This is a genomic window from Frankia sp. R43 (assembly GCF_001306465.1).
GTDB classification, from domain to species: domain Bacteria; phylum Actinomycetota; class Actinomycetes; order Frankiales; family Frankiaceae; genus Parafrankia; species Parafrankia irregularis.
Genome location: NZ_LFCW01000005.1, coordinates 196,197 through 221,896, shown reverse-complemented (window position 1 = coordinate 221,896; position 25,700 = coordinate 196,197). Strand labels below are relative to the sequence as shown.

General features: G+C 70.9%; 23 protein-coding genes and 2 pseudogenes. 12 read left to right on the top strand and 13 right to left on the bottom strand.

Annotated features, from left to right (window positions below):
- Positions 1-158 precede the first annotated feature (158 nt).
- From ACG83_RS21970 to ACG83_RS48015, 3 genes and pseudogenes are all read right to left on the bottom strand, one after another.
- Positions 159-1,016, bottom strand: a complete 858-nt coding sequence (locus ACG83_RS21970; RefSeq protein WP_054568131.1) for an SDR family oxidoreductase — start codon at positions 1,014-1,016, stop codon at positions 159-161.
- A pseudogene (locus ACG83_RS48020) lies at positions 1,013-1,966 on the bottom strand (alpha/beta fold hydrolase); the annotation flags it as partial. The gene ACG83_RS21970 and the pseudogene ACG83_RS48020, both read right to left, overlap by 4 nt.
- A gap of 276 nt (positions 1,967-2,242) precedes the next feature.
- A pseudogene (locus ACG83_RS48015) lies at positions 2,243-3,733 on the bottom strand (flavin-containing monooxygenase); the annotation flags it as partial.
- 293 nt (positions 3,734-4,026) lie between these two features.
- On the opposite strand from ACG83_RS48015, the gene ACG83_RS21960 reads away from it, so the two are divergent.
- Complete coding sequence (locus ACG83_RS21960) at positions 4,027-5,244, top strand: CdaR family transcriptional regulator (protein ID WP_054568130.1); 1,218 nt, start codon at positions 4,027-4,029, stop codon at positions 5,242-5,244.
- A gap of 233 nt (positions 5,245-5,477) precedes the next feature.
- Here the strand turns inward: ACG83_RS21960 and ACG83_RS21955 are convergent, their stop codons facing one another.
- Positions 5,478-6,401 carry a cold shock domain-containing protein gene (locus ACG83_RS21955; RefSeq protein ID WP_152991488.1) on the bottom strand — a complete coding sequence of 308 codons (924 nt, stop codon included), beginning with the start codon at positions 6,399-6,401 and terminating at the stop codon, positions 5,478-5,480.
- Between the two features lie 12 nt (positions 6,402-6,413).
- Positions 6,414-6,887 carry a helix-turn-helix domain-containing protein gene (locus ACG83_RS21950; RefSeq protein ID WP_054568129.1) on the bottom strand — a complete coding sequence of 158 codons (474 nt, stop codon included), beginning with the start codon at positions 6,885-6,887 and terminating at the stop codon, positions 6,414-6,416.
- 79 nt (positions 6,888-6,966) lie between these two features.
- On the opposite strand from ACG83_RS21950, the gene ACG83_RS21945 reads away from it, so the two are divergent.
- Positions 6,967-7,926, top strand: a complete 960-nt coding sequence (locus ACG83_RS21945; protein ID WP_054568128.1) for an NmrA family NAD(P)-binding protein — start codon at positions 6,967-6,969, stop codon at positions 7,924-7,926.
- A 33-nt stretch (positions 7,927-7,959) separates the two neighbouring features.
- On the opposite strand, the gene ACG83_RS21940 is transcribed toward ACG83_RS21945, so the two are convergent.
- The gene (locus ACG83_RS21940; protein WP_235498085.1) at positions 7,960-8,784 is read right to left on the bottom strand and encodes a 2-phosphosulfolactate phosphatase; all 825 of its coding nucleotides are present in this window, start codon (positions 8,782-8,784) and stop codon (positions 7,960-7,962) included.
- 120 nt (positions 8,785-8,904) lie between these two features.
- Between ACG83_RS21940 and ACG83_RS21935 the strand changes: the two genes are divergently transcribed.
- Both ACG83_RS21935 and ACG83_RS21930 read left to right on the top strand, forming a co-directional pair.
- Complete coding sequence (locus ACG83_RS21935; RefSeq protein WP_054568126.1) at positions 8,905-9,765, top strand: hypothetical protein; 861 nt, start codon at positions 8,905-8,907, stop codon at positions 9,763-9,765.
- A complete protein-coding gene (locus tag ACG83_RS21930; RefSeq protein WP_235498084.1) occupies positions 9,762-10,373 on the top strand; it encodes an RNA polymerase sigma factor in 612 nt (203 codons plus the stop codon). Before ACG83_RS21935 ends, ACG83_RS21930 begins: the two co-directional genes overlap by 4 nt.
- A gap of 39 nt (positions 10,374-10,412) precedes the next feature.
- Here the strand turns inward: ACG83_RS21930 and ACG83_RS21925 are convergent, their stop codons facing one another.
- Complete coding sequence (locus ACG83_RS21925) at positions 10,413-11,372, bottom strand: NADP-dependent oxidoreductase (protein ID WP_054568125.1); 960 nt, start codon at positions 11,370-11,372, stop codon at positions 10,413-10,415.
- 102 nt (positions 11,373-11,474) lie between these two features.
- Between ACG83_RS21925 and ACG83_RS21920 the strand changes: the two genes are divergently transcribed.
- Entirely contained in the window at positions 11,475-12,065 is a 591-nt protein-coding gene (locus ACG83_RS21920; protein WP_054568124.1) for a TetR/AcrR family transcriptional regulator, read from the top strand.
- On the opposite strand, the gene ACG83_RS46845 is transcribed toward ACG83_RS21920, so the two are convergent.
- From ACG83_RS46845 to ACG83_RS21910, 3 genes are all read right to left on the bottom strand, one after another.
- Positions 12,062-12,169 (bottom strand): WD40 repeat domain-containing protein, encoded by a 108-nt coding sequence (locus tag ACG83_RS46845; protein WP_235498083.1) that lies wholly within the window; start codon positions 12,167-12,169, stop codon positions 12,062-12,064. The two genes, ACG83_RS21920 and ACG83_RS46845, sit on opposite strands and share 4 nt — an antisense overlap.
- 8 nt (positions 12,170-12,177) lie before the next feature.
- The gene (locus ACG83_RS21915) at positions 12,178-13,449 is read right to left on the bottom strand and encodes a hypothetical protein (RefSeq protein ID WP_054568123.1); all 1,272 of its coding nucleotides are present in this window, start codon (positions 13,447-13,449) and stop codon (positions 12,178-12,180) included.
- Between the two features lie 233 nt (positions 13,450-13,682).
- Positions 13,683-14,312 carry a peptidoglycan-binding protein gene (locus ACG83_RS21910; RefSeq protein WP_054568549.1) on the bottom strand — a complete coding sequence of 210 codons (630 nt, stop codon included), beginning with the start codon at positions 14,310-14,312 and terminating at the stop codon, positions 13,683-13,685.
- A gap of 428 nt (positions 14,313-14,740) precedes the next feature.
- Here ACG83_RS21910 and ACG83_RS21905 point away from each other — a divergent pair, with 428 nt between their 5' ends.
- Positions 14,741-17,704, top strand: a complete 2,964-nt coding sequence (locus tag ACG83_RS21905) for an AAA family ATPase (protein ID WP_054568122.1) — start codon at positions 14,741-14,743, stop codon at positions 17,702-17,704.
- A gap of 43 nt (positions 17,705-17,747) precedes the next feature.
- Here the strand turns inward: ACG83_RS21905 and ACG83_RS21900 are convergent, their stop codons facing one another.
- Positions 17,748-18,500, bottom strand: coding sequence for an ABC transporter permease subunit (locus tag ACG83_RS21900; protein WP_054568121.1), 753 nt, complete (start codon positions 18,498-18,500; stop codon positions 17,748-17,750).
- Complete coding sequence (locus ACG83_RS21895) at positions 18,497-19,468, bottom strand: ABC transporter ATP-binding protein (RefSeq protein ID WP_054568120.1); 972 nt, start codon at positions 19,466-19,468, stop codon at positions 18,497-18,499. The genes ACG83_RS21900 and ACG83_RS21895 overlap by 4 nt, the downstream gene beginning before the upstream one ends.
- A 110-nt stretch (positions 19,469-19,578) precedes the next feature.
- On the opposite strand from ACG83_RS21895, the gene ACG83_RS21890 reads away from it, so the two are divergent.
- The 4 genes from ACG83_RS21890 to ACG83_RS21875 all read left to right on the top strand — a co-directional run bounded on the left by ACG83_RS21890 (position 19,579) and on the right by ACG83_RS21875 (position 22,958).
- Entirely contained in the window at positions 19,579-20,880 is a 1,302-nt protein-coding gene (locus tag ACG83_RS21890) for a sensor histidine kinase (protein ID WP_054568119.1), read from the top strand.
- Positions 20,881-20,889: 9 nt separating this feature from the next.
- Positions 20,890-21,729 (top strand): class I SAM-dependent methyltransferase, encoded by an 840-nt coding sequence (locus tag ACG83_RS21885; protein ID WP_054568118.1) that lies wholly within the window; start codon positions 20,890-20,892, stop codon positions 21,727-21,729.
- Positions 21,719-22,390: a response regulator transcription factor gene (locus ACG83_RS21880; RefSeq protein ID WP_054568117.1), complete on the top strand. Its 672-nt coding sequence runs from the start codon at positions 21,719-21,721 to the stop codon at positions 22,388-22,390. Before ACG83_RS21885 ends, ACG83_RS21880 begins: the two co-directional genes overlap by 11 nt.
- A gap of 202 nt (positions 22,391-22,592) precedes the next feature.
- Positions 22,593-22,958: a DUF2550 family protein gene (locus ACG83_RS21875; RefSeq protein ID WP_054568116.1), complete on the top strand. Its 366-nt coding sequence runs from the start codon at positions 22,593-22,595 to the stop codon at positions 22,956-22,958.
- A gap of 117 nt (positions 22,959-23,075) precedes the next feature.
- Here the strand turns inward: ACG83_RS21875 and ACG83_RS21870 are convergent, their stop codons facing one another.
- On the bottom strand, positions 23,076-23,711 hold the full coding sequence (locus ACG83_RS21870) for a hypothetical protein (protein WP_054568115.1): 636 nt from the start codon (positions 23,709-23,711) through the stop codon (positions 23,076-23,078).
- 110 nt (positions 23,712-23,821) lie between these two features.
- Here ACG83_RS21870 and ACG83_RS21865 point away from each other — a divergent pair, with 110 nt between their 5' ends.
- Both ACG83_RS21865 and ACG83_RS21860 read left to right on the top strand, forming a co-directional pair.
- Complete coding sequence (locus tag ACG83_RS21865; RefSeq protein ID WP_054568114.1) at positions 23,822-24,796, top strand: YafY family protein; 975 nt, start codon at positions 23,822-23,824, stop codon at positions 24,794-24,796.
- Between the two features lie 247 nt (positions 24,797-25,043).
- A complete protein-coding gene (locus ACG83_RS21860) occupies positions 25,044-25,631 on the top strand; it encodes a TetR/AcrR family transcriptional regulator (RefSeq protein ID WP_063793168.1) in 588 nt (195 codons plus the stop codon).
- Positions 25,632-25,700 lie beyond the last annotated feature (69 nt).

The following is a 25,700-nucleotide window of genomic DNA, read 5'->3' as shown; positions in this document are numbered from 1 at the left end:
GGCTTCCACTGTCGCCGGAGCAAGAAGTGAGGATTTCGGCTGCGAGGACAACCAAAACCTTCACTTCTTGCGGATCGTCAGGTGATCACGCGCCCCGTTTGCGCCTATCGGTGATAGTTGCTGGCGTCGTGCGGCGGCGCGGAATTCCCGGCGGGTCGCTAGCGGAGCGCGCGGCGCAGGAGACGGTGCGCCAGCGCCGGGTACTGTCGCGGCAAAAGCCGCACCACGGCATCGGTGATCTTGGCGTCGGTGCCCACGAGGATACGCGGTCGGTTCGCCTCGACGCCCCGCAGAATCGTGGTCGCGGCCTTCTCCGCGGGAAGCCTCAGTAGCTTTTCGTTGTAAAGTCGGGCACGTTGAAGCTGCTCGTCGGTGATCTCCAGGTCCCGGCGTCGCGCCTCCTCGAGCGCGGCGGTGGCGATGTTGGTCCTCACCCCGCCTGGGTGGACGACGGTGACCCGCACCGGATGGTTTCCCTGCAGCATCTCGATGCGCAGGGTCTCGGTAAAGCCCCGTACCCCGAACTTCGAGGTGCAGTAGGGGCCGAGCTCGGGCTGGGCCATGAATCCGTTCAGGCTCGAGATGTTGATGACATGGCCGTCGCCGGAGGCGATCAGATACGGCAGGAACGCCTTGGTGCCGTGCAGCACACCCCACAGGTTCACGGACAGGACGCGCTCGAAGACCGTCCAGTCGGAGTCGAGGATCGTGGTACCGGCGCCGGCGATCCCGGCATTGTTGTAGAGCTGGTGGACGGTCCCGAAGCGGGCGTTGACCTCGGTGGCGAAGACCTCCACCGCGGCACGGTCACTGACGTCGAGGTGGCTGGTGTGCAGGTCGGGCACGTCGGCACCGGCGGACGCCTTGACCAGGTCGGCGGTCTCGGCGAGGCCGGCGTCGTCGACGTCCGCCAGGGCCAGCCGGGCGCCCCGGCTGGCGAGGCCCAAGGCGAGGGCGCGGCCGATACCCGACGCGGCGCCGGTGACGACGGCGACCCTGCTGTGGAAGGTGGTCAGCGTGCTTCTCCTCCGTGCTGGGCCGCTCCCGACCGGGCGGTTCGGGCATTGCCAGCCGCCGGGGCATTGCCAGCCGCCGGGGCGTCGCCGGCCGGGCGGGCTGTGCCGGTGCGGGCTGTGCTGGTGGGGGCTGTGCTGGTGGGGTCGGCGTTGGTGTGGTCGGTGATGAGCTCGACGAGCTGGTCGACGACGCCCGGTGCGAGGTGATGGCGCAGACCGGTGATCTCGACGTGTCGCGCTCCCGTGATCGCCGCCGCGGTGGCCCGGCCGCCGCTGGGATGAACCATCAGATCGGCGTCGCCATGGATGACCAGGGTCGGCGCGGTGACGGCGGCGAGCGAGGCGGTGCGGTTGCCCGAGGCCTGGATCGCGCCGATCTGCCGGGCGACCCCGGCCCGTCCCCGCGGGCCCGGCCCGCGGTCCCAGGCCCGGGCGGCCCAGTCGGATTCGACGTCCATATCGGGCGGGTAGGTGGTCGACCCGATATGCCCGAGCAGCGCCAGGTGGTGGGCCACGGCCTCCTCGCGGTCGCGGGCCGGGCGCCTGGCCATCAGCCGCAGCGTCGACCGGGCCGGCTGCCCGACCTGACGCGCCCCCGTGGTGGAGAAGATCGAGGTGAGGGTGGCGACCCGCTCCCCGTGGCGGGCGGCGAGCGACTGGGCGATCATGCCGCCCATCGACATGCCGACGACATGGGCGCGGGCGACGCCGAGCTGGTCGAGCAGCCCCACCGTGTCCTCGACCATGGCGGCCAGGCTGTAGGCGTCGGGGCGGGGGCGGGCCAGCAGCAGCCGGGCCCGGCCCGGCGGAGGCGGCGATGGTGACGTGGTGGGGAACGTCGTCCGACCGACGTCACGATTGTCGAACCGGATGACCCGCAGGCCGCTGGACACCAGGCCGGCCACCATCGACTCCGGCCAGGACGCCAGGTCGAGGCTGAGCCCGGCGATCAACAGCACCGGGACCGCGCCACCCGGATCGCTCCGGCCGTTCTGGCTGCGCTGCCCGTTCTGGCCGGTCTGCCCGCTCTGGCTGCTCTGGTCGGACCGGTCGGACCGGTCGGACCGGTCGGACTGGTCCGGCTCGTCGATCCGATAGCAAAGCCGCATCCCGCTGGGCAGGTCGCAGAACCGCTCGTCCTGCCCAGCGGAGGCCGGTGCCGATGCCGGGGCTGCTGTCAGCGCCGAGGCCGGTGTCAGCGTCGGGGTCGGGGTCGGGGCCTGCCGGGCTCGGGTGAACCGCAGCTCGTCGTCCTCTACCGGCATCCGCCGCAGCAGCCTGACATCCCCGAAGTAGTCGAACGACGTCCGCCACGGTGCCCGGTCGCCCTGCCGGGGCAGCTCGTCGATGGAACGCCGGATGTAGCCGGCGCCGAAATCGAGGAACGGCTGGGTGCTCAGTGCTGGGCCGGTGACCGCCGGGCAGGCCGTGTCGTAGCCGTTCGCGTCCATATGGGCCAGCAGCCGGCACAGGTGCTGTGCGAGCAGGCCGACCTTGAGCGTCCAGGAGGAGTTCGTATAGCCGACCAGGTAGGCGAAGTTCGGCACGCCGGAAAGCATGAGGCCCTTGTAGGAGACGGTGGACGGCAGCCGCACCGGCTCCCCGTCGACAGCCAGGCTCACGTCGCCGAGCGACTTCAGGTTCAGCCCGGTCGCGGTGACGATGACATCCGCCGCCAGCTCCCGGCCGGATTCCAGCAGCACACCGTCCTCGGTGAACTCGGTGATCCGGTCGGTGACGACCGAGGCCGCGCCGCGGCCGATCGTCCGGAAAAGATCGGCACCGGGGGCGATACACAGCCGCTGATCCCACGGGTCATACGGCGGGTTGAAATGCTCGTCGACCGGATAACCGGCGGGCAGCAGCATCCTGGTCAGCCGGCGGAGGATGCGGCGGGCCGCCGTCGGATACCGCCGGCAGAAACGCCAGATCGCCTGCTGGCGAAAAATGTAGAGGGGGCGGATGATCGCGTGCGCGCGCTCCGCGCCGACCGCGCGCCGCAGCCCGATGGACAGCACGTCTTTGCTGGCCATCGGCAGGATGTAGGTGGGCGTCCGCTGCAGCATGGTCACGTGCTTCGCGGTGGCGGCCAGCGCCGGGACCAGCGTCACCGCCGTCGCACCACTGCCGACCACCACGACCCGTTTCCCGGTGCAGTCGAGATCCGCCGGCCAGCGCTGGGGGTGGACGATCTGCCCGCGGAACCGTTCCCGGCCTTCGAACCGCGGGGTGTAGCCCTCGTCGTAGCGGTAGTAGCCGGTCGCGGACAACAGCCAGGAGCAGGTCAGCGTCCGGCGGGTCCCGGACCGGCCGCTTTCACCGTCGCCGCCGAGTGATCCACCGCCGCTTTCACCGCCGCCGCCGTTGTCGTCGCCGACCTCGACCTCGACGGTCCAGCGCGCGTCGGGGGACGACCAGGAGGCTCCGACGACCTTCGTCCGAAGGTGGATCCGGCTCGCGATGTCGAACTCGGCCGCGGTCTCGTGAAGGTAGGTGAGGATCTCGTCGCCGCCGGCGAGTGATCCGTCGCCGCGCCACGGCTTGAACTCGTAGCCGAACGTGTGCAGGTCGGAGTCGGAGCGGATACCCGGGTACCGGAACAGGTCCCAGGTGCCGCCGATCGCCCCGCGTGCCTCCACGATCGCGTAGCTGCGCCGAGGATGGTCCCGCTGCAGGTAGTACGCGGCGCCGATACCGGAGATCCCCGCCCCGACGATGAGGACGTCGACGTGCTCGGGAAGCCTGCCCTGCTCGGGAAGGCCGACTTGCTCGGGGAGACCGACTTGCTCGGGGAGACCGATGTGCTCGGGGAGGCTGCGCGTGCGCTCGGCAGAGCCGCGGGCGTGCGCGGCGGAGTCGGGGTTCGGCGACATTCGGTGACCTCCCAGCCGGCATCAAGCACCGTATGGGGACTTATGGTGTCGCCGCCGCGCGCGATCCGCCAGGGATGCAGTGCACCATCCTGGACGGAAACTGGTGCAGATTGCACTGCCTGCCGTAGGTTCGGGTCGTGTCCTGGGACCTTCCGCCCAGCCGGATCCGCGAGCTGCTACGCCGCGGCGCCGAGCTGGTGCTGCATCCCAAGCCGGAGTGGCTCGACGAGCTCGACGCGGCGACCCTGGCCGGGCCGGCCCGCCAGCAGGTCGCCGAGGACCCGGTCCTCGCCGCGGCGATCCGGCGCAGCAACCGCTCGAACCTGCGCTACTGGGCGGCGGCCAACATCCGTGCCCCGGGGGAGCGGGTACCCGCCGACCTGGGAGATGTGCCGCTCGCGGTAGCCCGCGACCTGGTCCGCCGCGGCCTGGACGACGCGATGCTCGGCGCCTACCGATCCGGGCAGAGCGTCGCCCTGCGCTACTGGATCGAGATCGTGTTCACCCTCACCTCCGACCCGGAGGAGCTGCAGGTCCTGCTGGACGTCTCCTGCCGCTCGATCGCCACCTACATCGAGGACACCGTCGACGCGATCGCCGCCCAGATGGACCGGGAACGCGCCGACCTCACCCACGGCACCCACGCCGAGCGCCGCGAGGCCGTCACCCTGCTGCTGGACGGGGCACCGCTGTCCCCGCAGCGTGCGCAGCAGCGGCTGGGCTACCGCCTCGAAGGCGCGCACTGGGCGGCCGTCATCTGGAGCGACGACCCCGACATCGACCTCGCCGCTCTCGACCGGGCCGCCGACCTGCTTGCCGTGGCCGCCGGCGACCCCCGGCCACTGACCGTGCTCGCCAGCGCCGCGACCCGCTGGGTCTGGGTCCACGGTGAGCCGGACCTCGCCCGGCTGCACGCCACAGCCGCCGAGATCCCGGCCGCCCGCATCGCGATCGGCCGCCGCCGGGTCGATCTCGACGGGTTCCGGCGCAGTCATCATGACGCCCTCACCGTGCAGCGGATGCTGGCCCGGCTGGGCGCCCCCCGCCAGATCGCCACCTACGCCGATGTGGAGCTCGTCGCGCTGCTCACCGCCGACCGCGAACGCGCCGACCAGTTCGTCGCCGGCGCCCTCGGGGATCTCGCCACCGCCCCGCCCGAGCTTCGCGAGGCGGTACGCACGTTCGTCGCCGCCGGCTGCAACGCCACCGCCGCCGCGGCCCGGCTCTACACCCACCGCAACACCCTGCTGCGCCGGCTCGCCCGCGCCGAGCGCCTGCTGCCGGTGCCACTCGCCGACAACCTCGTCCCGGTCGCCGCCGCACTGGAGATCCAGCACTGGCACACCGGAACCTGACCGCCGCGGAACCCCGAGCTTCAGGCCGCTGCCGCTGCCGCTACTGCCGCTGCCGGGCAAGATCTCGAGCTTCGAGCTGTGGTTGCTGCCGAGCAAGAGTTGAGGATCGTGGTCGTTTTCGTGACCAATATCCTCAACGCTTGCGGAGTGCCAGGTGGCTCCGTGCCCGAGTGGACACGGATCGCCAGCCCAACGCCGGTGGCCCCGGATCCGCCGCTTCTCGCGCCGTCATCTCACGGCAGCAGGTCCACGCAGCCGGTTTCGTCCGGCAGGAGTGGGCGGAACCTGACCCTCCACTGCCTGCCATCGAACGTCCACAGGGTGGTGCTCACCGCGCTGCTGGCCGCTGCCAGCAGCTCCCGTGTCTGGTCGCCGCGGACAGTGGCGCAGGTGATCTGGGTGAGCGAACCGAACGGCTCACCTGGAAGCGATGGCCCGGGCCAGGCCGGCGCGTCCGCACTGGCAATGGACACCGGGTCGACGAACGCGGCCACGGCGGCCGGGAGGTAGGGCACGGGATCGCTGACTGCGCGGGGGCCGAGTGTGGCCGGCAGGTCGGTCAGCGCATCCAGTAGTCGCTGGAGCTCCTCCCGCGCGGACCACTGCCCTGCCGTCAGCTCGCCGCCGCCTCTCGCATGCGTGTACTCGGACAGCGCGTACACCGACGTCGTCCGCACACCATCCGCGGTGCGGACGGTGAACCGGGTCGACGACGAGTCGGTGATCCGCGGCTGGCCGAAGTCCCGGTCGCCGCCGGCACCGGCCGCGACGGCGCGCTCGACGAGCCTGCGGACGTCCGCGGCCGAGATGCGCCGAAGCTGGACCTCGGGCAACGCCGGCCCCGGCCCCACGGTGGACATCGGATCCCGGCTGACCACTCGGCCGTCCTGGTAGACGACCACCTTAGGCAGCCGGACGGCCTGCATGTCCACGGTGACCATGCCGCCGAGCACATCCACCCGGATGGCGACGGTTCCGGGGCTGTCACCCGGGACGGAACTGTGCGGCTCGGGCGGGGGCCCGGTGGTGTCGGAGGCGTGGGTCGACCGGCTCTGCGGCCTGGCGCCGTCGGTTTCGGTGCACGCCGCTGTCACGACGGCGAGGGCGGCCAGGGGAATGACGGCCGTCACCCGCCGGGCGCCGCGGTGCGTCCTCATCGTCATGGCCCTTTAGACGGAACAGCACCCGGTCTGGTTCGGATCTTCCGCGACGGATCTGCCGGTGGTGGCGGAGACGTCTCCGTGTAGTTCGTCCCAGGAACGCCGTGCCGCGGCGATGGCGTCCCGATGTTCCCGGGACCAGTCCGCCAGCGCGAAAATCGCGGCGACGAGGCTCTCGCCGACGGGAGTGAGCCGATAGTCGACCTGGGCCGGAACGGTTGCGTAGACAGTGCGATGAACGATTCCGTCTCGGCAGAGCCGACGGGTCGTCAACGTCAGCATCCGCTGCGAAATTCCCGGAATCGCCCGCTGGAGCTCGCGAAACCGCCGCACGCCCTTGGACAGTTCCACCACCACGAGAACGGACCATTTGTCGCCGATTCGGTCGAGCACGTCGCGGATGCCGCAGTCGTCGTCCCCGCAGGGGCCGAGCTCCGCCTGATTGACACCAGACGTGGTTACCGCCGTGTTCCTGACCGACATCAATGTGCCTCCTTGTGGGTGTTAATCGCCTCAGCCTACGTTCGACCGGTTATCGAACAGGGCCACCGAGGAGAAACTGATGATCCTGGTCACGGGCGCTTCGGGCGCGCTCGGCACTCTTGTCCTCGACCGGCTGCGGGCCACGGCCGGCAGCGAGAACGGCAGCACGAACGGGGGCAGGAACGGCGGCGAAGCCGGCACGGCAGCCGATGTCGCGGAAGCGGCGTCGACAAACGGGGTCATCGCGGGAACGCGAACCCCGCACGGCAACGCCCGACACCTCGATTTCGACCAGCCTGACACCCTCACCGACGGATTCGCCGGCGTGGACGTCCTCGTCTTCGTCTCGGCTGGCTACGCCGAGGACGACGTGGTCCTCGCCCGCCACGGCGCGGTGGTCGCGGCCGCCACCGCGGCGGGCGTGCGCCACGTGATCTACACCAGCCTGGCCGGCTCGGGCGAGCGGATGACGATCGCCCTCGCGCACCGCTGGACCGAGACCCGCCTCGCGGATGCACCGTTCGACGTGACCGTCCTGCGTAACGGCCTGTACTCGGAGCTGGCCGCCGGCATGCTGGCGCCGAAGGCGAAGAACGCGGTGCACACCGGCGTGCTGACCATGCCCTGGGGTACCGGCCGGCTCGCGACGGTCGCCCGGGAGGACCTCGCCGAGGCCGCCGCCCGGGTCGCCGCCGAGACCGACGCGGATCTGCGCGCCGGCCGCCGTGGCCGCCACGCCGGCCGGAGCTACGAGCTCGAGGGGATGACGGCGTTGTCCGGCGGTGACCTGGCGGCGCTGCTGGCCGAGGAGTCAGGCCGCCCCGTGCGCTACCAGGTGGCTCCGCTTTCCACGGCCCGCGACGGGCTGGAAGCGGCCGGCCTTCCCGGCTACCAGCTCATGCATTCGATGTCGGCCTTCGCCAACATCAACGCCGGCTTCCTCGACCTCCATCCCTCCGACCTGCCGCAACTGCTCGACGCGGCGCCGCGCGAGGCCCGTGACGTCGTCCGTGTGCTGCTACGCGCGGAACTGGGCTGACCGGGGGCCGGACCGTAGCTGGCTCAGCTCGTCTCAGCTGCCTGCGGCACTGCGTTCGTAGGCGCCGTCGCGCAGGATAGGCACCACGTCGTCGGTGTCGGCATGTGCCGCGCACAGCACGTCGTCATCCCAGCCTCGGGCCCGCAGTTCCTGGCCGGAGGCCGAGGCCATCAGCTCGCCGGGCAGGTCGCCCACCGCGGCGCGGAACGCCGCCATCGCCGCCCGTGCCTCGGGTGACACCGCGGACGTCGGTAGTCCCCCCGCGTCAACGGTGCGCGCGATGATGCCGCCGGCGCCGAGCAGGTCCTCCACCGCCGGCCGCAACGGACCCAGGTGCGGGGTGCCGGACGGATCCGGCCAACGTTCCCCGGCCGCGATGACCGCCACGGCCTGCCCTGCGCTGATCCGCTCGGCGAGCCACCCGCCGACCGCAGCCGCGTTGCGCAGACAGCCGGCGATCACGGCGGCGGCACCCAGCTCCTGGGCCCGTGCCGACAGCGTCGCCCCGTTCGGCGACGTCAGCACCAGCCGCGTACCGGCCGGGATGGCGGTCAGCCTCGCCGGCGACAGCGACCACCGGCTGGACGGATCATCCCGGCTACCTGCCAGCGCCGCGCCATGCTCCACGGCGAACCCACGCGCGGACGCATCGCGCCAGCGATAAGGCCACACTCGGGCACCGCGTGCGACGGCGACCGACACCGCCGTGCTGAACCTCAGGACGTCGACGACGACAAGGACACATCCAGCCCGGGCAAGCACCGCGAGATCTTCGCCGCCCCACCCGAACCTGAGCGGGTACTCGCGCTGGTTGGTGAAGACATCCGCCCCGGCCACTGCGCCGGCATGCACAACCACGCTGCGATGGTGACATCCCCGCATCGGGCCACGCCGCTGAGGGCGGCGGTGTCACACCGGCAGATGTGCTGGACATGTTCTGGTCGGCCGACCACATCGACAGCGGAGGTTGATCAGGAGATGAGGCTACGGAGAACCGATCGTCCCGAAGGCGGTGAACTGATCCGGCGGGTGCGCTCCGCGGACCCGCTCGCGCCCGACCTCACCAGCAGCGAGGACGTCGCCCGCCTCGTCGACGAGCTCGCGTGTGCGGTGGTACGGACCGTGCCTGCCGAGCCCGCTGTGCCTGCCGCCGGATCCGTGCACCGCATTGCGACCTCGCGGGCTCCGGGCAACAGCCTGGCCCGGACGCCAGGAGCCGCCACGGACCCGATCGCCACGGAACCGATTGGTGCGGGTCGGATCGGCGCCGGTCGGATCGGTGCGAGAGAGCGGCGTGTGGTGGTCGCCGCGCTGGTGGCCGTGGCCCTGCTGGGAACGGCGGCGTTCACCTTCGGCAACGACCTCATCGCACGAACGGGAATGTTCGGCTCACCGGGGATGACGGAGAACGACACGAGCGAGTGGCTCAACACCGGTGCCCCGGACTTCCGGAAGGTCATGGAATCGCTGCAACCGGCCGACATCCCGTTGCCGGCTGGCCGCAGCTGGCAGCCCGTCATTGAACAGCAGGTCGCGAACGGCCAGCGGGAGCCCGGTTTGATGCAGGTCACCGGGGTACGGTCGACGTTCGCGCTCTATGCGGTCTGCGTCTGGTACGGAGAATGGATCGCTGGCCGCCAGGCAGACGACAGCGGCCGGGTTGGCCGCGCGCTCGAGGTGATGAGCGGCACGGCGTCCTGGCCGATCTTCGTCGCGATCGACGGAGGTGGCATCCGGGACAGCCTCCGCGCGGCGGCCGACGCGGCGGCGCGTGGCGACGGGACTCTGGTGCGCCAGCACATCGTGGCGAACTGCGACTGGACCGGTGTCGCCCCGTGACCCGCGGCGGCTCGACCTGCTCCGCGTTCCCGGCGACGTCCGAACCGTTGCCGGTGGCGTCAACGTCCGTGCTGGGAACGCCGGTGGCCTCGGCGGAGGAGCGGTTCACCGGCCTGGTCACCGCGGTCGGCCCGCGGGTGCTGGCGTTTCTCGCCCGTCGCGTCGATCCGCCCGCGGACGCCGCCGACCTGCTCGCCGACGTCCTGATGACCGCCTGGCGCCGGGTCGGCGACCTCCCGCCCGACGACGACGCGGCGGCCGCCTGGCTGTTCGGCGTGGCCCGCCACACGCTCGCCAACCACCGCCGCTCGCAGACCCGCCGGGCCGCGCTCGCCGACCGCCTGCGGGACCATCTCGCCACCGTCGTCCCGGCGCGAGAGGCACTGACCGGCGCTGCGATGGCTGACGACGTGATGACCGACGAGGCCGTCGAGATCCGGGCCGGGCTGGCGCGGCTCAGCGAGTCCGACCGGCTGGTTCTCACCCTCTCCTGCTGGGATGGCCTGACCACGGACGAGATCGCCGGCGTTCTGCGGATCACCCCGGCGGCCGTCCGGCAACGCCTGCGCCGCGCCCGCACCCGTCTCCGCCGCCTGCTGGACGCCTGACGCCTGACCTCTGGCGTCTGGCGTCTGAGGCGTCAGGCGTTACTCGGCCACCGCCAGGACGATCTTCCCCTGGATGTGGCCCTGCTCGGCCCGCTCGTGTGCCCGCCAGGCTTCGGCGAGCGGGAAGACGCTGTCGATGCCGACCCGCACGGCACCGGCGTCGAGGAGGGCGGCGATCTCCGCCAGCTGGTCACCGGCGGAGCGGACCTGGCCGCTGCGAATCACGACGCCGCGCCGGGCCAGCTCCTTCTCGCCGAAGTCGCCGTAGAACACCGGGCTGAGCACGCCACCGTCCCTGATCGCGGGGGTGAGGCGGTGGGCGTCCGGCCCTCCGACGGTGTCGAACAGGACGTCGACGTCCTTCACGACGTCGGTGGCCTGGGTTGTCGTGTAGTCGATGTACTCGTCGACACCCAGCCGACGCAGGAACTCCTCGTGCCGCGTCGACGCGACGGCGATCACCCGGGCGCCGAGAACGCGCAGGAACTGGACGAGGAGGTGCCCGACGCCCCCGGCGGCGCCGTTGACCAGCACGGTGCTCCCGGGGCTCACCCGAGCGTGCTCCCGGATGAACTGCCAGGCCGTGAGACCCGCCATCGGGACCGCCGCGGCCTCGATGTGGCCGACTCCGGCCGGCTTGCGCGCGAGCTCCGTGGCCGGTGCGGTCGTGTACTCGGCGTAGCCTTTCGCCGCGCCTATCGCGGTGGGGAAGCGCAGCAGCCCGAAGACCTCGTCCCCCACCGCCCAGGCGGTGACACCGGGCCCGGTGGCCGTGACGACGCCGGACACGTCCGTCCCCGGCGTGAACGGGAACGGGACGACGGGTCGAAGCTCCGCGGGGATCGAGGCGAGCCCGGACCGCGCGTACCAGTCCGGCGGGTTCACCCCGGCGGCGTGCACCCGCACGAGGACCTCACCCGGGCCGGGCTCTGGACGGCCGACGTCGGCAAGCTGGAGCTCGCGGGGCGGGCCGGGGCGGTGCACGAGGATGGTTTTCATGCGAGGTCGTCTCCTGATCGTCAGGCGAAGGTCACCACATTCCGGAGCAGTGCTCCGGATGCTAGACGGAGCGCTGCTCCGATTTCAACCTCGGCGGACGGCATGAGCGCTGGACCGGACTCGCCCGGTCACCGTGACCGGCGCGCGGACGCCCGCCGCAACTACGACCACATCCTCGCCACCGCGGCGGTCGTGCTGGCGGAGCAGGGCGTGCAGGCGTCCCTACGCGACGTCGCCCGTCGCGCCGACGTCGGTCTGGGCACCCTCTATCGGCATTTTCCGACCCGCGAGGTGCTCCTGGAAACGCTGCTGCGCCAGGGTTTCGAACGGCTCGTCGAGCTCGCCGGCAGCCTGCGCGCGACCCACCCACCCGAACAGGCCCTCACCAGGTGGCTCCACGAGCTCGCCACCGGCGCCAGTGTCTACCGCGGTCTACCGGCCTCGCTGGTCGCGACCCTGCAGGACCCGACATCGGCGCTTTTTGCCTCCTGCTCCGCACTGCAGAACGCGGGCGCCGGCCTGGTCGAGAACGCCCAGCAGGCCGGCGCCGTCCGGGCTGACATCACCGGCCCGGACGTCTTCGCGCTGGTGGGAGCGGTCGCGTCGATGGCCGAACACGCGGCCTTCCGGGGCCGCACCGCCCTCCTGCTCGACGTCGTCATCGACGGCCTGAAGAGACCGGCGGGAGGCTAGACCCGGACCGTGCCGTCGTCCTTGCCCCCGCTGACGACCGAATGCCCGTCGGGTGTCACCGCCACCGCGGACACCGCACCGGCGTGCCCCCAGAACGGCTCCACCGCCACCGTCAGGTAGCGGAATCGGTGTCGGTGTCGGTGAGTGCCGGCAGGGCGGCGTCGGCGACGGCGGGGGCGAGCCGGGGATGGTCCGGCCGCGGGAGCAGCGCGCCGAAGGGGGCCTGGGCGGCGATGGCGTGGACCGCGGCGACCCGGGCGGCCATGTTGATCGGGCGGTGGGCGGTGACCGCGGCGCGCAGCAGGCCGGGCAGCGCGTGCAGGGGCCGTGGCCCGTCGGTCGCCTGCGGGAGCAGGGGCGGTGATTCGGGACGGACCCGCAGCAGCGCGGGGCCTTCTGGCGGCGCAGCCAGGCCGATCAGGTCGACGAGGAGATCGAGACGGCCCGCGAGCTCGTGCAGCAGCGTCACCCCGTAGGCGACCGGGTCGTACAGCATCAGGTCGCGGATCCCGGCGGCCAGCAGGAGACCGGCGAGATCCCCGCCGCGCTGCGGATCGACGACTGCCACCCGGGCGTGGCGGGGGTCGACGCCCCGGCGCCGCAGATGGTTCAGAGCGGCCGCCGCGGCCGCCACGGCGAGACCGTCGTTGATCGCGTCCAGCAGTACCGGGTGCGGTACGGGGTGCGATGCGGGTTGCGGCGCGGGCGCGGCCCGCAGCGTGGCGCGGACGGCGTCGATGTGCCGGACGTGCGTGTGGACCAGCACCGACGCACCGAACCCCGGCGCCATCATGCGGATCATCGCGGCGAGCTCGTCCGGGCCACAGGCCGACAGTGGAATCGGCACCACGTCCAGACCGGTCTCCCGGTGCAGGTGGGCTGCCTGCGACTCGACGGCTGGCAGCGCCGCCTCCGCCGGCAACGACTCGAAGTCCAGCACCGCGCTGGCGTCGCTGAGCAGCGCGACTCGGCGGGCCCGTCCGCTGAACCTGTCGACGTGCCCCGGATGGGCGACCAGATGACGGATCACCCGGCGGTCCGCGTCGGCATCCAGCAACGCCAGGTCCCGCCCGGTCGCGGTCGACGCCCGCAGCTGCTGGCCCAGCTTCCCCGTCGAGGCGACCGTGAACACCGGGTCCTCGGTCCGGAGCAGGTCAGCGCCCAGCGTATCCCGGAGGGCCTCCACCAGCCAGGACAATGTCGGCCCGCTGTCGGCGTCCACGATGATCCGCCGGCAGCCGTCCGGGCCGGGCTCGTCCGCCTGGATGACCGCCATGCCCGGGTTTCGGGCGAGGACCGCGTCCACCGCCGGCCGCGCCTGCGCGGACACGTACACCGCGACACCGAACGCCGCACTGACCGCGGCCGACCCGTGGGGCGTCATGGCGCCACCTGTGTCAGGATCCGTCGGGCCGCATCTCCCACCTGGCCGTCCGGCATCCTTACAGAATCTACGAAGTTGCCGAGGGCAGCAAGCAGTCGGCGTGCCAGAGCGCTCCGGGGTCGCCTCGTGGCTGATGACCAGCGGGTGGTGCACAGATATGGCGCTGCCCAGGCCGGGGGTGCCCAGGGATGGTGGTGCCCAGGGATTCGCCTGCTCCCTGGGCAGCGCACGGTTCAGAGACTGAGGGCGCTTCGCATCCGTGCCCGCGTCGCCGGGCCCACGACGCCGTCGACCACAAGCCCGTGGCTGCTCTGGAAGTCGCGGGTCGCGGCCTGGGTGATCGGCCCGAACGCCTCGTCGACCGTCAGGTCCCGGTGCAGGGCCAGGCGTAGCCGCCACTGCCAGGTCGCCACCGCGGCGCCGAGGGCACCGACCTGCAGGAGCTGGTTGCCGGTACCCGGTGGGGTGTGGGTGATGTCGATCGCGATCCGGGAAGGCGATTCGAACGGCCGGACCTCGAACGGTGTCTGGGCCGCGACCCCGATGCCCCAGCTGGCGATTCCCTCGAAGTAGTCGGGTTGCGTCACCTCCCGCAGCGCGGCGAGATCATGGAAGGCTGGCGGCGCGAGCGTCACCGTCGGGTTGCCGAGGTCGTCCGTGACGTCGGCGGGCCGCAGTGTCACGTGCAGGAAAGCGCGCCCCTTCAGCGGGATCCGGTCGCCGGATCCGTCCTGGAACACCTCCGGCACGTACCTGACGTCCACAGTGGGTCGAGGGCCGTCCCATTCGATCACGACCCGGTCGAAGTCCGGGTGCCCGCCGATCCGCACGTCTGTCAACAGGGCTTTGAACTGGTCGGTCATCGCGTCCATCCGATGTCGAGGAACTCGGTGAGCAGGGGGTTCGCGTCGACGCCGGCCGTTTCCGGGGCGGCGCGCGCGATCACGCGTACTTTCTCGACGATCGCCGAGATCCGGATGCCCTTGTCGGTCGACGGCAGCCAGGGGAGACGAGGAGCCCGGTGCCGAAACCGGCGGGAACGCCGAAACCGGCGGGAACCTCGACCCTCGCCACGGCCTCCGCCGCTGCGGCTCCCAGGCGCAGCCACCTCCCGGGCATGAAATCCGCCTTGCGGGGCGTCATGACGCGGCTCCCGCTGCGCTTGGCTGCATAGCCGGATCGTCGGTGTTTCGCCTGCCGGCGACATCGGGAAAATCCCGAACACGTGCCCCCGAATCCGGATTCCCTGACCCTGAGGGAATGGGGGGTTGCATCGACGATAATAGGGGTCATGTCGGCGGGGGCGGCCGTTCCTGTGGGGCGTGAGCGTGAGCTCGGCGCGGTTGAGCAGGCAGTTCAGTCTCTGAGCGAGGGCCGGTCGGGAGTACTGCTCCTGGCCGGTGAGCCGGGTATCGGCAAGACTCGGTTGTTACGCGAGCTTGTCGTTCGCGCGCGGGCCGCGGGCGCCCTGACCCTGTACGGCCGGGCGACGGAGTACGAGCGCGACCGCATGTTCGGGCTCGTCGTCGACGCCCTCGACGATCACGTCGTCGCGGTCGGCACGTCCGGTGTGGCACTTCCCCGGGAAGCCGACCGCGAGCTCGCTCGGATTCTCCCCTCCTGGGGGGCGGGCGAGGAGACGCATCCGTCGCGGCTGCGGGAGGAACGGCATCGCGGTCACTGGGCGTTACGGGCCCTGCTGCGGGCGTTGAGCGAGGCCCGTCCCGTACTGCTGGCTCTGGACGACATGCACTGGGCCGATCCGGCCTCGGCGCAGATGCTGTCCTACCTGCTGCGCCATCCGGTCCGTGAACGGCTGCTGCTCGCCATGGCCTTCCGCCAGGAGGAGGTCCCCCCGCCGCTCGCGACCGAGCTGGCCACCGCGGTCAGGGACGGGAGCGCCCGCCGTCTCGACATCGCCCCTCTGAGCGAGCAGGAGGCGGGTGGTCTGTTCCGGCCCGACCTGCATCCGAGGGCGCGGCGCCGGATCTACCGGGACAGCGGCGGGAACCCCTTCTACCTTCTGGAACTGGCCCGCGCGTCAGGTGAGTCGTCCGGCGCGGCGGCCATCCTGCCGCACCGGCCGGAGGTGGACGCCGCCGCTTACGCGGACCCCGTCCCCCCGGCGGTACGTGAGGCCATCGCCGGCGAACTGAGCGCGCTGAGCCCGCGGGCCCGAAGGCTGCTGGACGGCGCCGCGGTCATCGGGGACCCCTCCGGGGTGGATCTCGCCGCCATCGCCGCTGATCTCGACGACGACGATGCGCTTGCCGCCCTCGACGAACTGCTAGCCCACACACTCGTCCAGCCCATCGCGCCGGCGCGCCAGTTCCGGTTCCGCCATCCGATCGTGCGCCGGGCCGCCTATCAGGCCGCCGGAGCCGGATGGCGCCTCGGCGCCCACGCGCGTGCCGCCGAGGTGCTGGCAGCGTGGGGCGCTTCCTCCGCCGTGCTTGCGCATCACATCGAACCGTCCGCGCGGCCCGGCGACCGCGACGCCGTCGAGCTGCTGACCCGAGCGGGGCAGGAGGTGGCCTCGCGGGATCCCGCGACGTCAGCCGGGTGGTTCCAGGCGGCGTTGCGGCTGATCCCCGAGACGGCTCGGACATCCGACCACCGCCGCGATCTTCTGCTGGCCGCGGCGGACAGCCTTCGGGCCGCGGGCCGGCTGGAGGAAAGCCGCGACTGCCTGCGGGCGGCACTGGAGCTGGCCGCGCCGGACAGGACGTCGCGGGTGGCCGTGGTCGTGGCGTGCGCGGGCCTGGACTACCTGCTCCGGCGGCACACCGAGGCACTGGCCATCCTGCACGAGACCCTCGACCAGATCGCCGACCCCGGCTCGGCGGAAGCCTGCCAGCTGCGACTGGCCATCGGCGGGATCCTCACCTGGAGCGACGATCAGACCGCCCCGCGGACCTGGGCCCGTAACGCGCTCGCCGGTGGCGTCCACGCCGACGACCCGGCGCTGACCGTTGCCGCGCTCGGCCTGCTGTCGCTGGGCGAATGGCGGATGGGTAGCACCGGTGCCGCCTTCGAGGCCATCGACACGGCCCGCGGCATACTCGCCGGCCTCGGCGATGATCGGCTGTCCCCGCGAGTCGACGCCCTCACCTGGCTCGCGTTCGCGGAGGCCCTGAGCGAGCGGGTCGACGACGCGATCGAGCACTGCCACCGAGCCCTCCAGATCGCCCAGACGACCGGGCAGGGCCATCTGCTCACCGCCGTGCTGACCGCGCTGGGCTACTCGTTGCAGTGGAAGGGCGACGTGCCGGGCGCGATCAGCACGTACGACGACGCGATCGAGGTCGCCCATCTCACCGCGGTCAAGGAGACCTACGTCTGGGCCGCGGGGCTGCGCTGCTACGCCGCGACCGTCGCCGGCGACTTCGCCGCGGCGGTGCGCTACGGCCAACGGGCGCTGCAGACCATCGACAGCTCCGCGCACCTGACGACCACAGCCGCCGGGCTCTTCCTCGCCGAGGCGCAGCTGGAAGCCGGAGATCCCCACGGCTGTGTCGATCTGGTGCTCGCGACGGGCGGCGGACCTCAGCTACCGAGAGCCGAACTCCCGGACTGCCCCTACTGGTACGAGGTCCTGACCCGGGCGGAGCTTGCCCGCGGACGGGTTGACGCCGCCGGTCGCTGGGCCGAACGATCCGCGCAGAGCGCGAACAACCTGGGCCTGCCCGGACGAGCCGGCTGGGCGAGCCGCGCCCGGGCCGGCGTCTGCCTCGCGATGGGTGAGGCCGCGGCGGCGGTGAAACTCGCCCAGGAATCCGCCGCGCTGCTGGGCCTGGCCGGCAACCCTGTCGAACAGGCGAGAACCCGGATAGTGGTGGGACGGGCGCTTGCCGCCGCCGGTGAGACGGCCCTGGCCGTCGCGGAGCTCACCGACGCCGAGGCGGATCTGTCCCGGTTCGGCGCCTACGGCTACCAGCAGCAGGCCGGTCGTGAGCTGCGCCGCCTCGGGCAGCGCGAACGTCGCCGCCGGCCCGCTGGTGGTGGACGGGCTACGAACAATGGCCGCCGGATCGCAGCCGATGGCCGGACCGCCGCCCAGGTCGCGGCCTTCACCGATCGTGAACTGGATGTCGCGAGACTCGTCCGCTCCGGAAAAAGCAACCGGGAGATCGCCGCCGCCCTCTTCCTGAGCGAAAAGACGATCGAACACCATCTCACCCGCATCTTCGCGAAACTCGGAGTGCCCTCCCGGGCGGCCGCTGCCAGCATCCTGACCCGAGCCCTCACACCGTAGGCATTCAGCTGCTGGATGATGTCTGTTGTCATTCCAGGTGCCGCTACGCGTCACGGCTGCGTAGCGTCTGCCAGCCGCCGACGACCGCAGCCGCTGCCCAGACGGCTGTGATCGGCGGGCCCAGCCATGGGTTGTAGAGGACATCAGGGTCCGCCCGCGAGCTCAGGATCGCGTACAGCCCGGCCCGGTCCGGCAGGAACTGGGTGATCTTCCACAGGCCGGGGACCTCCATGCTCAACGGTGACAGCAGGAAGAGGAACGGCAGGAGCAGGCCCAGCGTCGCTGCCAGGGAACGGGTCATCGCGGCAAGACCCATGCACAGCAGGGTTAGCAGCGGAAAGTAGAGGATCAGCGAGATCACGGCGCGCACCGTGCCGGGATCACCGAGGGAAACCCCGTGCTCGCCGAGCAGCCCCTGGGTCAGGAAGAACGTCAGCGGTGCGGCCGGGAGGGCGACTGCCAGTGCCAGGCCGGCGTTGGTCACGAGCTTTCCCAGGTAGAAGTGGGTTCGTTGGGGAACGGCCGTAAGCGAGGTGGTGATGGTGCCCTTCTCGTATTCGCCGCCGAGGGACAGCATCGCGAAGACAGCCAGCGAGATCTGGGCGAAGTTCAGGCTCCAGAAACCAATCGCCAGTGGGTCATAGTCCGCTGCGGCGGCCTCGGCGTCGCCGTAAGCCCCGCATGCGAAGGCACCGAGGCCCATGAGGATCACAACGGACAGCGCCAGGGACGAGACGAGTGACCGTACGGACCGGATCTTGGTCCATTCCGAATACAGCACCGGTTGCAGGGTCATACCGGCGCACCCTTTCGCCCGGCATCGGCGGTGAACGCAGCTTTGAAGTCGCCTGAGTGCGTGGTCAGGCGTAGGAACGCCTCCTCCAGGGAGTCGCTGTGCGGCGCAAGCTCCTGAAGCGGCACCCCTTCGCGCGCGGCGACCGCGCCGACGTGGTCCGGCCGAGCATCGGCCACCTCCCACGCCCCGCCCTTCGCCGGTGCGAGGGTGAGCCCCTCGGCGCTGAGCGCCCTGCCCAGCCGGTCCGGCCTGGTCGTGCGCAGGCGGACTCGACCGCGGCTGTACCGGGCACCGAACTCGGTCATGCTGACGTCCGCCAGGAGCCGGCCCCTGCCGATGACGACCAGATGATCGGCGGTCACCGCTATCTCGTTCATGAGATGGCTGGAGACCAGGACCACCCTGCCGCCCTCGGCGAGTTCCCTCAGCAGGCCCCGGACCCCCTGGATGCCCTCGGGGTCGAGGCCGTTCAGCGGCTCGTCCAGGATGAGCACCCGAGGATCGCCCAGCAGCGCGGCCGCGAGCCCGAGCCGCTGACGCATTCCCAGCGAGAACTCGCCGAGCCGGCGTCCCGCCGCGCCGGCCAGGCCCACTCGGTCGAGCATCTCGTCCACCCGCCTGTCCGGGATCCTGTTGCTCCTGGCCAGGACCAGCAACTGGTCACGAGCCCGCCGCCCCGGGTGCACTGCGGACGGATCGAGGAGTGCGCCGACCTCCTGCAGCGGTTCCCGGATCTGCCGGTAGGACCGGCCGCCGATGAGCACCTCGCCTCCGGTCGGCCGGTCGAGACCGATCATCATGCGCATGGTCGTCGACTTTCCGGCCCCGTTGGGCCCGAGGAAGCCGGTGACACGACCGGGTTCGACCCGAAAGGTGAGCTGCTCCACGGCAACGGTCGCCCCATAGCGCTTGCTGAGATCCCGGACGTCGATGCCCACCCGGGCCGGTCGGTCCTCCTCGGTCGTCATGGTTCTAGTAAGCGCTCTGGCGGGCTGCGAGCGGATCCCCCCGCGGTCCGAGTGCAGGCTCCCTCTCGTGGGGGAGGCGCTCCTGGGGTGGCTGTGGGCATCATGGGGCAGTGCCGATCTTCGTCTCCGCCGTGTTGCGGCCCGCGGTCTTCACGCGCTGGCTGCATCTGGCCATGGGCGGGGTCTTCGCCGGCATGTGCGTCATGGTGGCCCCAGGCTTCGACGAGTCCCTGTCACGTACCCTGATCGCCTGCCTGATCTCCCCGCTGCCGGTGCTGGCGCTGACCGCACTCGTGCCGGCGACCAGGCATGCCGAGGGCGTTCAGGCACGGTGGCTTCTGAGGCCGTCGGAAAGCAGCGCGATCAGTCTCTCCCCGTCACGTGCCCGGTCCGACCGCGTGCGGACCGGGCTCTGGCTGTTCTTCCGTGTCTGGCTCGGAGTCGCCGTTCTCGCGCTGACGGTCAACTCCGTCCTCCTCGCCGGTCAGCTCGCGCTCGCCCCTTTTCGGCCGGAGCCGCTGCAGGTCAACGGAATCCGGGTACTGGCCGGGGACGGCCTTCTGCTGGGCCCGTTCCTGGTACCGCCCCTGATCCTCGCTCTGCTGGGGGCGGTCGCCGCGGCCGGTGTGTTTCAGACCCGAGCGGCCCGCGCTCTGCTCGGCCCATCTGCGGCGGAGCGGCTGGCGGAGGTTGAGCACCGCGCCGAGCAGCTTCTGGAACGCAACCGGCTCGCCGCGGAGCTGCACGACTCCATCGGCCATGCACTCACCCTGACCATCCTGCAGGCCGGTGCGGCGAGGGGGCTTGCGGCGACCGATCCCGAGTTCGTCCACCGTGCCCTGGCGGTGATCGAGGATACCGGGCGGCGCGCCCTGGGCGATCTTGAGCGGACACTGGCAGTCCTTCGCGACGCCCAGGACGGGCCGCGAGCCCGTCCGACGCTCGCGGAGCTCGACACCCTGCTGGACAACGCGCGAACCGCAGGCACTCCGATCCTGGCTGATATCAGCCCACGGATCGGCGGCGTCCCCGGCGTCGTGTCGCGGGAGGCCTACCGGATCCTGCAGGAGGCGGTGACCAATGTGCTGCGGCATGCGCCGGGCGGCCCGGTGACGATCGATGTCACTGTCGACGACGTCTACCTGGAGCTGCGTGTCGTCAGTCTGCTTCCCGCCAGGTCCGCCGGTCCACCGAGGCAGGGCGGAAAAGGCCTGCGAGGCGCGAGGGAACGGGCCATTCTCCTCGGCGGTGATTTCAGCGCGAAGCCCCAGGGCGACAACTGGATCCTCGAAGCCAGGCTCCCTCTGAGCCTGGGATTCAACGTTCAGGCCGTTCGCAGGGACGGGGCGTCTCCGAGTAGCTCGCCCGGCGGCGGTGCAGGTTGTGCTCCACCAATCGACCTGACCTATTAGGCTGCATCGGTGGACCGAGCAGCCGATGCGCCTGAGCATCTCACCCAGTCTGCAGATTCGACCCGGGTAAATGACTACGACAGCTTTGCGCAGGCCTACTCGGCGGAGACCGAGAACAGTCTCGTGAATGCGTACTACGAGCGCCCCGCGATGTTGGCCCTCGCCGGAGACGTGGCCGGCCGTCGGATCCTGGACGCCGGCTGTGGCACCGGGCCCCTGTCTGCTGCTCTGCGCGATCGCGGTGCGGTCGTCACCGGCATCGACGCCAGCGCCGAAATGCTGGCGTTGGCCAGGCGGCGCCTGGGCGACGACCTGGCCCTGCACCTGGTCGACCTGCGCGACCGTCTGCCGTTCGCCGCCGGAGCGTTCGACGACGTGGTCGCGTCACTGGTGCTGCACTACCTGGAGGACTGGGGGCCGACGCTGGCCGAGATGCGGCGAGTGCTCAGGCCCGGCGGCCGACTGATCGCGTCGGTGGACCATCCTCTCGTCGCCTACATGATCAGCAAACCTCGGCCTGACTACTTTGCGACCACCGGTTATGACTTCAACTGGATGCTCAACGGCCGGTCCGTCCCGATGAGGTTCTGGCGCAAGCCGCTGCATGCGATGACCGATGCCTTCACCACCGCCGGCTTCCACCTTTCCGCCATCAGCGAGCCGCAGCCCGACCCGGCCGCCCGTGAGCTTTTCCCCGACGGCTTCCACGATCTTTCGACCAAAACCACCTTCCTGTTCTTCGTCCTCGATGTACCGCCGCCGCCGCCGGCCGCGGGCTCGGTCGACGAATCGGCTGTGGATAACAAGCGGAGCCAGAACCCGCCAGCGAGTACCGAACATGCCCAGTAGCCACACCCAGGTCTCAGTGCTCCTCGTGGACGACGAAGAGCTGGTGCGGGTGGGTCTGCGGGCCATCCTGGAGTCGCGCGGCGAGATCGTCGTCGTCGGGGAGGCCGCCGACGGCTCGCAGGTCGTGCCACTGATCCGGGAGACAAACCCGGACGTCGTCATCATGGATGTGCGGATGCCGAAGGTCGACGGTCTCGCCGCCATTCGGGAAATCCTCAAAGAAGTCGCCGAGCCTCCGAAGATCCTGGTGCTGACCACCTTCGAGATGGACGACTACGTCTACGAGGCGCTCCGTGGTGGGGCCAGTGGGTTCCTGCTCAAACGAGCCCGGCCGGAAGAGATCATCCAGGCCGTCCGAACGATTGCCTGCAGCGACATCCTGCTGTTTCCCGAAGCAATCCGACACATGGCAGGAAGCCGACGGAACCGGGTGGCCCACGAGACGATGCGACGGGCCGCGCTCACCGATCGGGAGTCCGAAGTACTTCGACTGATCAGCGAAGGACTGTCCAACAACGAGATCGCCAGCCGGTTGTACCTCGGCGCCCAGACCGTCAAAACCCACGTGAGCAGCGTGCTCGCCAAGCTCGGCGCCCGTGACCGCACGCAGGCGGTCATCATCGCCTACGAATCCGGATTCGTGAGCTCCGGCAACCCCTGATCGTCCAGCGCCGGTGACGCGATCATCCAGGCCACCGTCAGGCGTAGGCGTCTTCGTCCCTCTCCGGACCACGGCGCGATGGGCCATCATTTCACTCGTGTCCCGCACCCGACGATCACCTGGCAGCCGGACCGCCCTCGACGTTCTCCGTGGACTGTTGAGACCACCCGACCCGGATGCCGTCAGTCGGCTCACAGCCGAGATGGACGCCGGCCTGCTCGTCGGAAATCCCGTGGCTGTCTCATGTTTTCTCCGCGGCACCGCAGACACGATGCCATCTCGTTGGTCTTTCGGGGTTCTGATCCTCGACGGGAGAACGTTGACGTGGCGGTCCTTCTACTACTGGCGTCGTAACCAGGTGACCCGCCTGCCGTCCCGGCTCGACGTCGAGCAGGTGCGCGAGGTCCGGGGCGCGGAGAGTTTCAAGATCAAGGCGGATCTGTTCAGGATCGTGGTCTGCCAGTCGACGTCAGGACGACTGGAGCTCGGGATACCGGCGCCTGATGTACCGCTCGTGCGGCGCGCAGTTCAACGTGATCAGGGAGAACCTTTTCCTGTCTCGGGCTGAGCTGAGCTGACCGCCACCGGCATCGATTGGGGGATCAGGAGCGGGGGCGGTGGGCCCCAAGAACGTCGTCGACAAGATCATGAACTGCCTCGACCACGGAAGGCGGAGCGGCTGAGTTCAGGACTTGTCCTGGATCTCCCAGACGTGGTCGAGGGCGTGCCAGGCGAATCGGCGGGCGGCATAGGCCGGTGGCCAGCCGCCGCCGGTGAGCGGCACGCCGTCCGCGGGAGTGCCCAGCACCTCGAGGATCTTGGCACGCAGGGCGGTCAGGGCGGCCCGGTCGTCGGCAGGGAACGGCCGACGCCGGATGCCGATCTTCCGTGCGTAGGCGCGCTCGTTGTCGATGACATGGGCGACGATCTCGTCGCGGTCGCGCCCGCCGCCGCGGGGCCCCTTGCGGAGCGTTCGCGGGGCTGACCGGGCGAGGTCGTCAAGGGTGCGCCAGGCGGTCTGGAGTACCGCGACGGTGCGCTGCGCCGCCGCGACACGGTAGGGGCCGCTGTCCTCGGCGACGGGCACGCCGGGCGCGCCCCAGTCGGTGGTGTTGACGCCGGTCACCGTGTCGACGACGGTGATCGGCCCGGGGTCGAAGGTCAGCCCGGCGTCGGTGGTGATCAGCCGGTACCGGTCGGCGTACGCGGTCATCGCGGCCACGGCGCGGTCCTCGGTGCTGCCGATGCGAGCCCAGCCGGGCCAGTCCAGCGCGCAGGCGACGATCTTCGTCCGACCCTTTTCCAGGTAGATGCGTGTCATCGCTCGGTCGCTCCTTGATCTGAGCAGGTGGCCTGGTCAGGCCGGTACCAGCCATCCTGGAGACTCCTGAGGACAGGTTCGTTCCTCAGCTCGGAGGGAGCTGCGCGCGGATGCTGGAAACGTCGGCTCGGCTGTTACGGCTGCTGTCCCTGCTGCAGTCCCGGCGTGACTGGCCCGGCGCCGAGCTCGCCGAGCGCCTCGGCGTCACCACCCGCACGGTGCGCCGCGACGTCGACCGGCTGCGCGACCTCGGCTACCCCGTCGAGTCCGCCACCGGCACCCGCGGCGGGTACCGGCTCGGCGCGGGCGCCGCCCTGCCCCCGCTGCTGCTCGACGACGACGAGGCCGTCGCCGTGGCCGTCGGCCTGCGCGCCGCCACCGGGACGGTCACCGGGCTCGAGGAGACGTCGCTGCGTGCGCTGGCCAAGCTCGAACAGGTCCTGCCATCCCGGCTGCGCCACCGGGTCGACGCGATGCGGTCCGCCATCCTGCCGCTGACCGGTCCCGGCCCGACCGTGGACCCGGACCTGCTCCTCGCACTGGCCGCCGCCTGCCGGGCTCACGAAGGCGTCCGCTTCGGCTATCAGCAGCGCACCCGCCGCGTCGAGCCGTACCGCCTCGTGCACACCGGCCGGCGCTGGTACCTGCTCGCCTTCGACCTCGACCGTGACGACTGGCGCACCTTCCGCGTCGACCGCATGGACCCGGCGCCACCGCAGCCCGGGCCACGCTTCACGCCCCGGCCCGAGCCCGCCGAGGGAGCGCACGCCTACGTCGCGAACGCCCTCACCGCCGCTCCGTACCGGTACCAGGCGACCATCCTGTTCCACGCGCCGCTTCAGGTCGTCGCCGAGCACACCTCGCCCACCGCAGGCCGGCTCGTGCCCCGAGACGCCGACAGCTGCCTGTTCCACGCGGGTGGCGACTCCCTCGACAAGATCGCCCTTTACGTCGCCCTGAAGGGCATCGACTTCCAGGTCCTCGACCCGCCCGAGCTCAGAGACCACATCCGCGCGCTCGCCCGCCGGCTCGGCCGCGCCGCCTCAGCCACGGAGCTGGCCGGTACCGGCAACGCGGAAAGCTGAGGACGGGGATTGTCTGCAAGGATCCCCAGCGTTCCGGGCATGAGCGAAACGATCACCCGGTTTCGGATCGACATCCCCCAGGCGGACCCTCGACGACCTGCACCGCCGACTGGCAGAGCCGTGCGCTGGCCCAGCGAGCTGCCCGGTGTCGGCTGGCTGGCCCGTCCGCTTGACGAAGTAGTGATTGGCCACTACCTTCGTTCTCGTGGCAGCGGCAGGGGCAAGGTTGACGGCAGAGGAACGCCGTGTGTCGGTGCTCGCCGCCGCGGTGTCGGAGTTCGCGCGGGGTGGGCTGGAGGGCACGTCGACCGAGTCGATCGCGTCGGCGGCCGGAATCTCCCAGCCCTACCTGTTCCGGCTGTTCGGCTCGAAGAAGGGCCTGTTCCTGGCGGCCGTGAAGGAGACCTTCGCCCGAACGGTCGCGGCCTTCGAGGCCGCGGCGGGGGAGCGGTCCGGCCAGGAGGCCATGACCGCGATGGCTGTGGCCTACAACGACCTGCTGGCCGAACCCAGCTACCTGCTGATGCAGATGCAGGCATACGCGGCCTGTGGTGATCCGGACATCCGGGCCGCGACGCGGCGGGGTTTCCGGGATCTCTGGTACGCGGTCGAGCGTCTCAGTGGCCTGGACGTCGACGTCGTACGTGCCTTCTTCGCCATGGGGATGCTCTGCAACGTCTCGGCGGCCATGGACCTGCCTGCCCTCGACGAGCGCTGGGCGCAGATCATCTGCACGGATGGCGCGGGCATCGGGGTGAGCAAGAAGGTGCTGGCCGAAGGCTTCACGGGCCCGGTCTCCGAGCCCGCCGACGCCGATGTGGCCGACATCGACTGAGTAGCAAAACGAGTCATCCGCGGAATTTTTTTTGGCCGCGTAAGGAAGTGGTCAGTCACTACCTTGGAG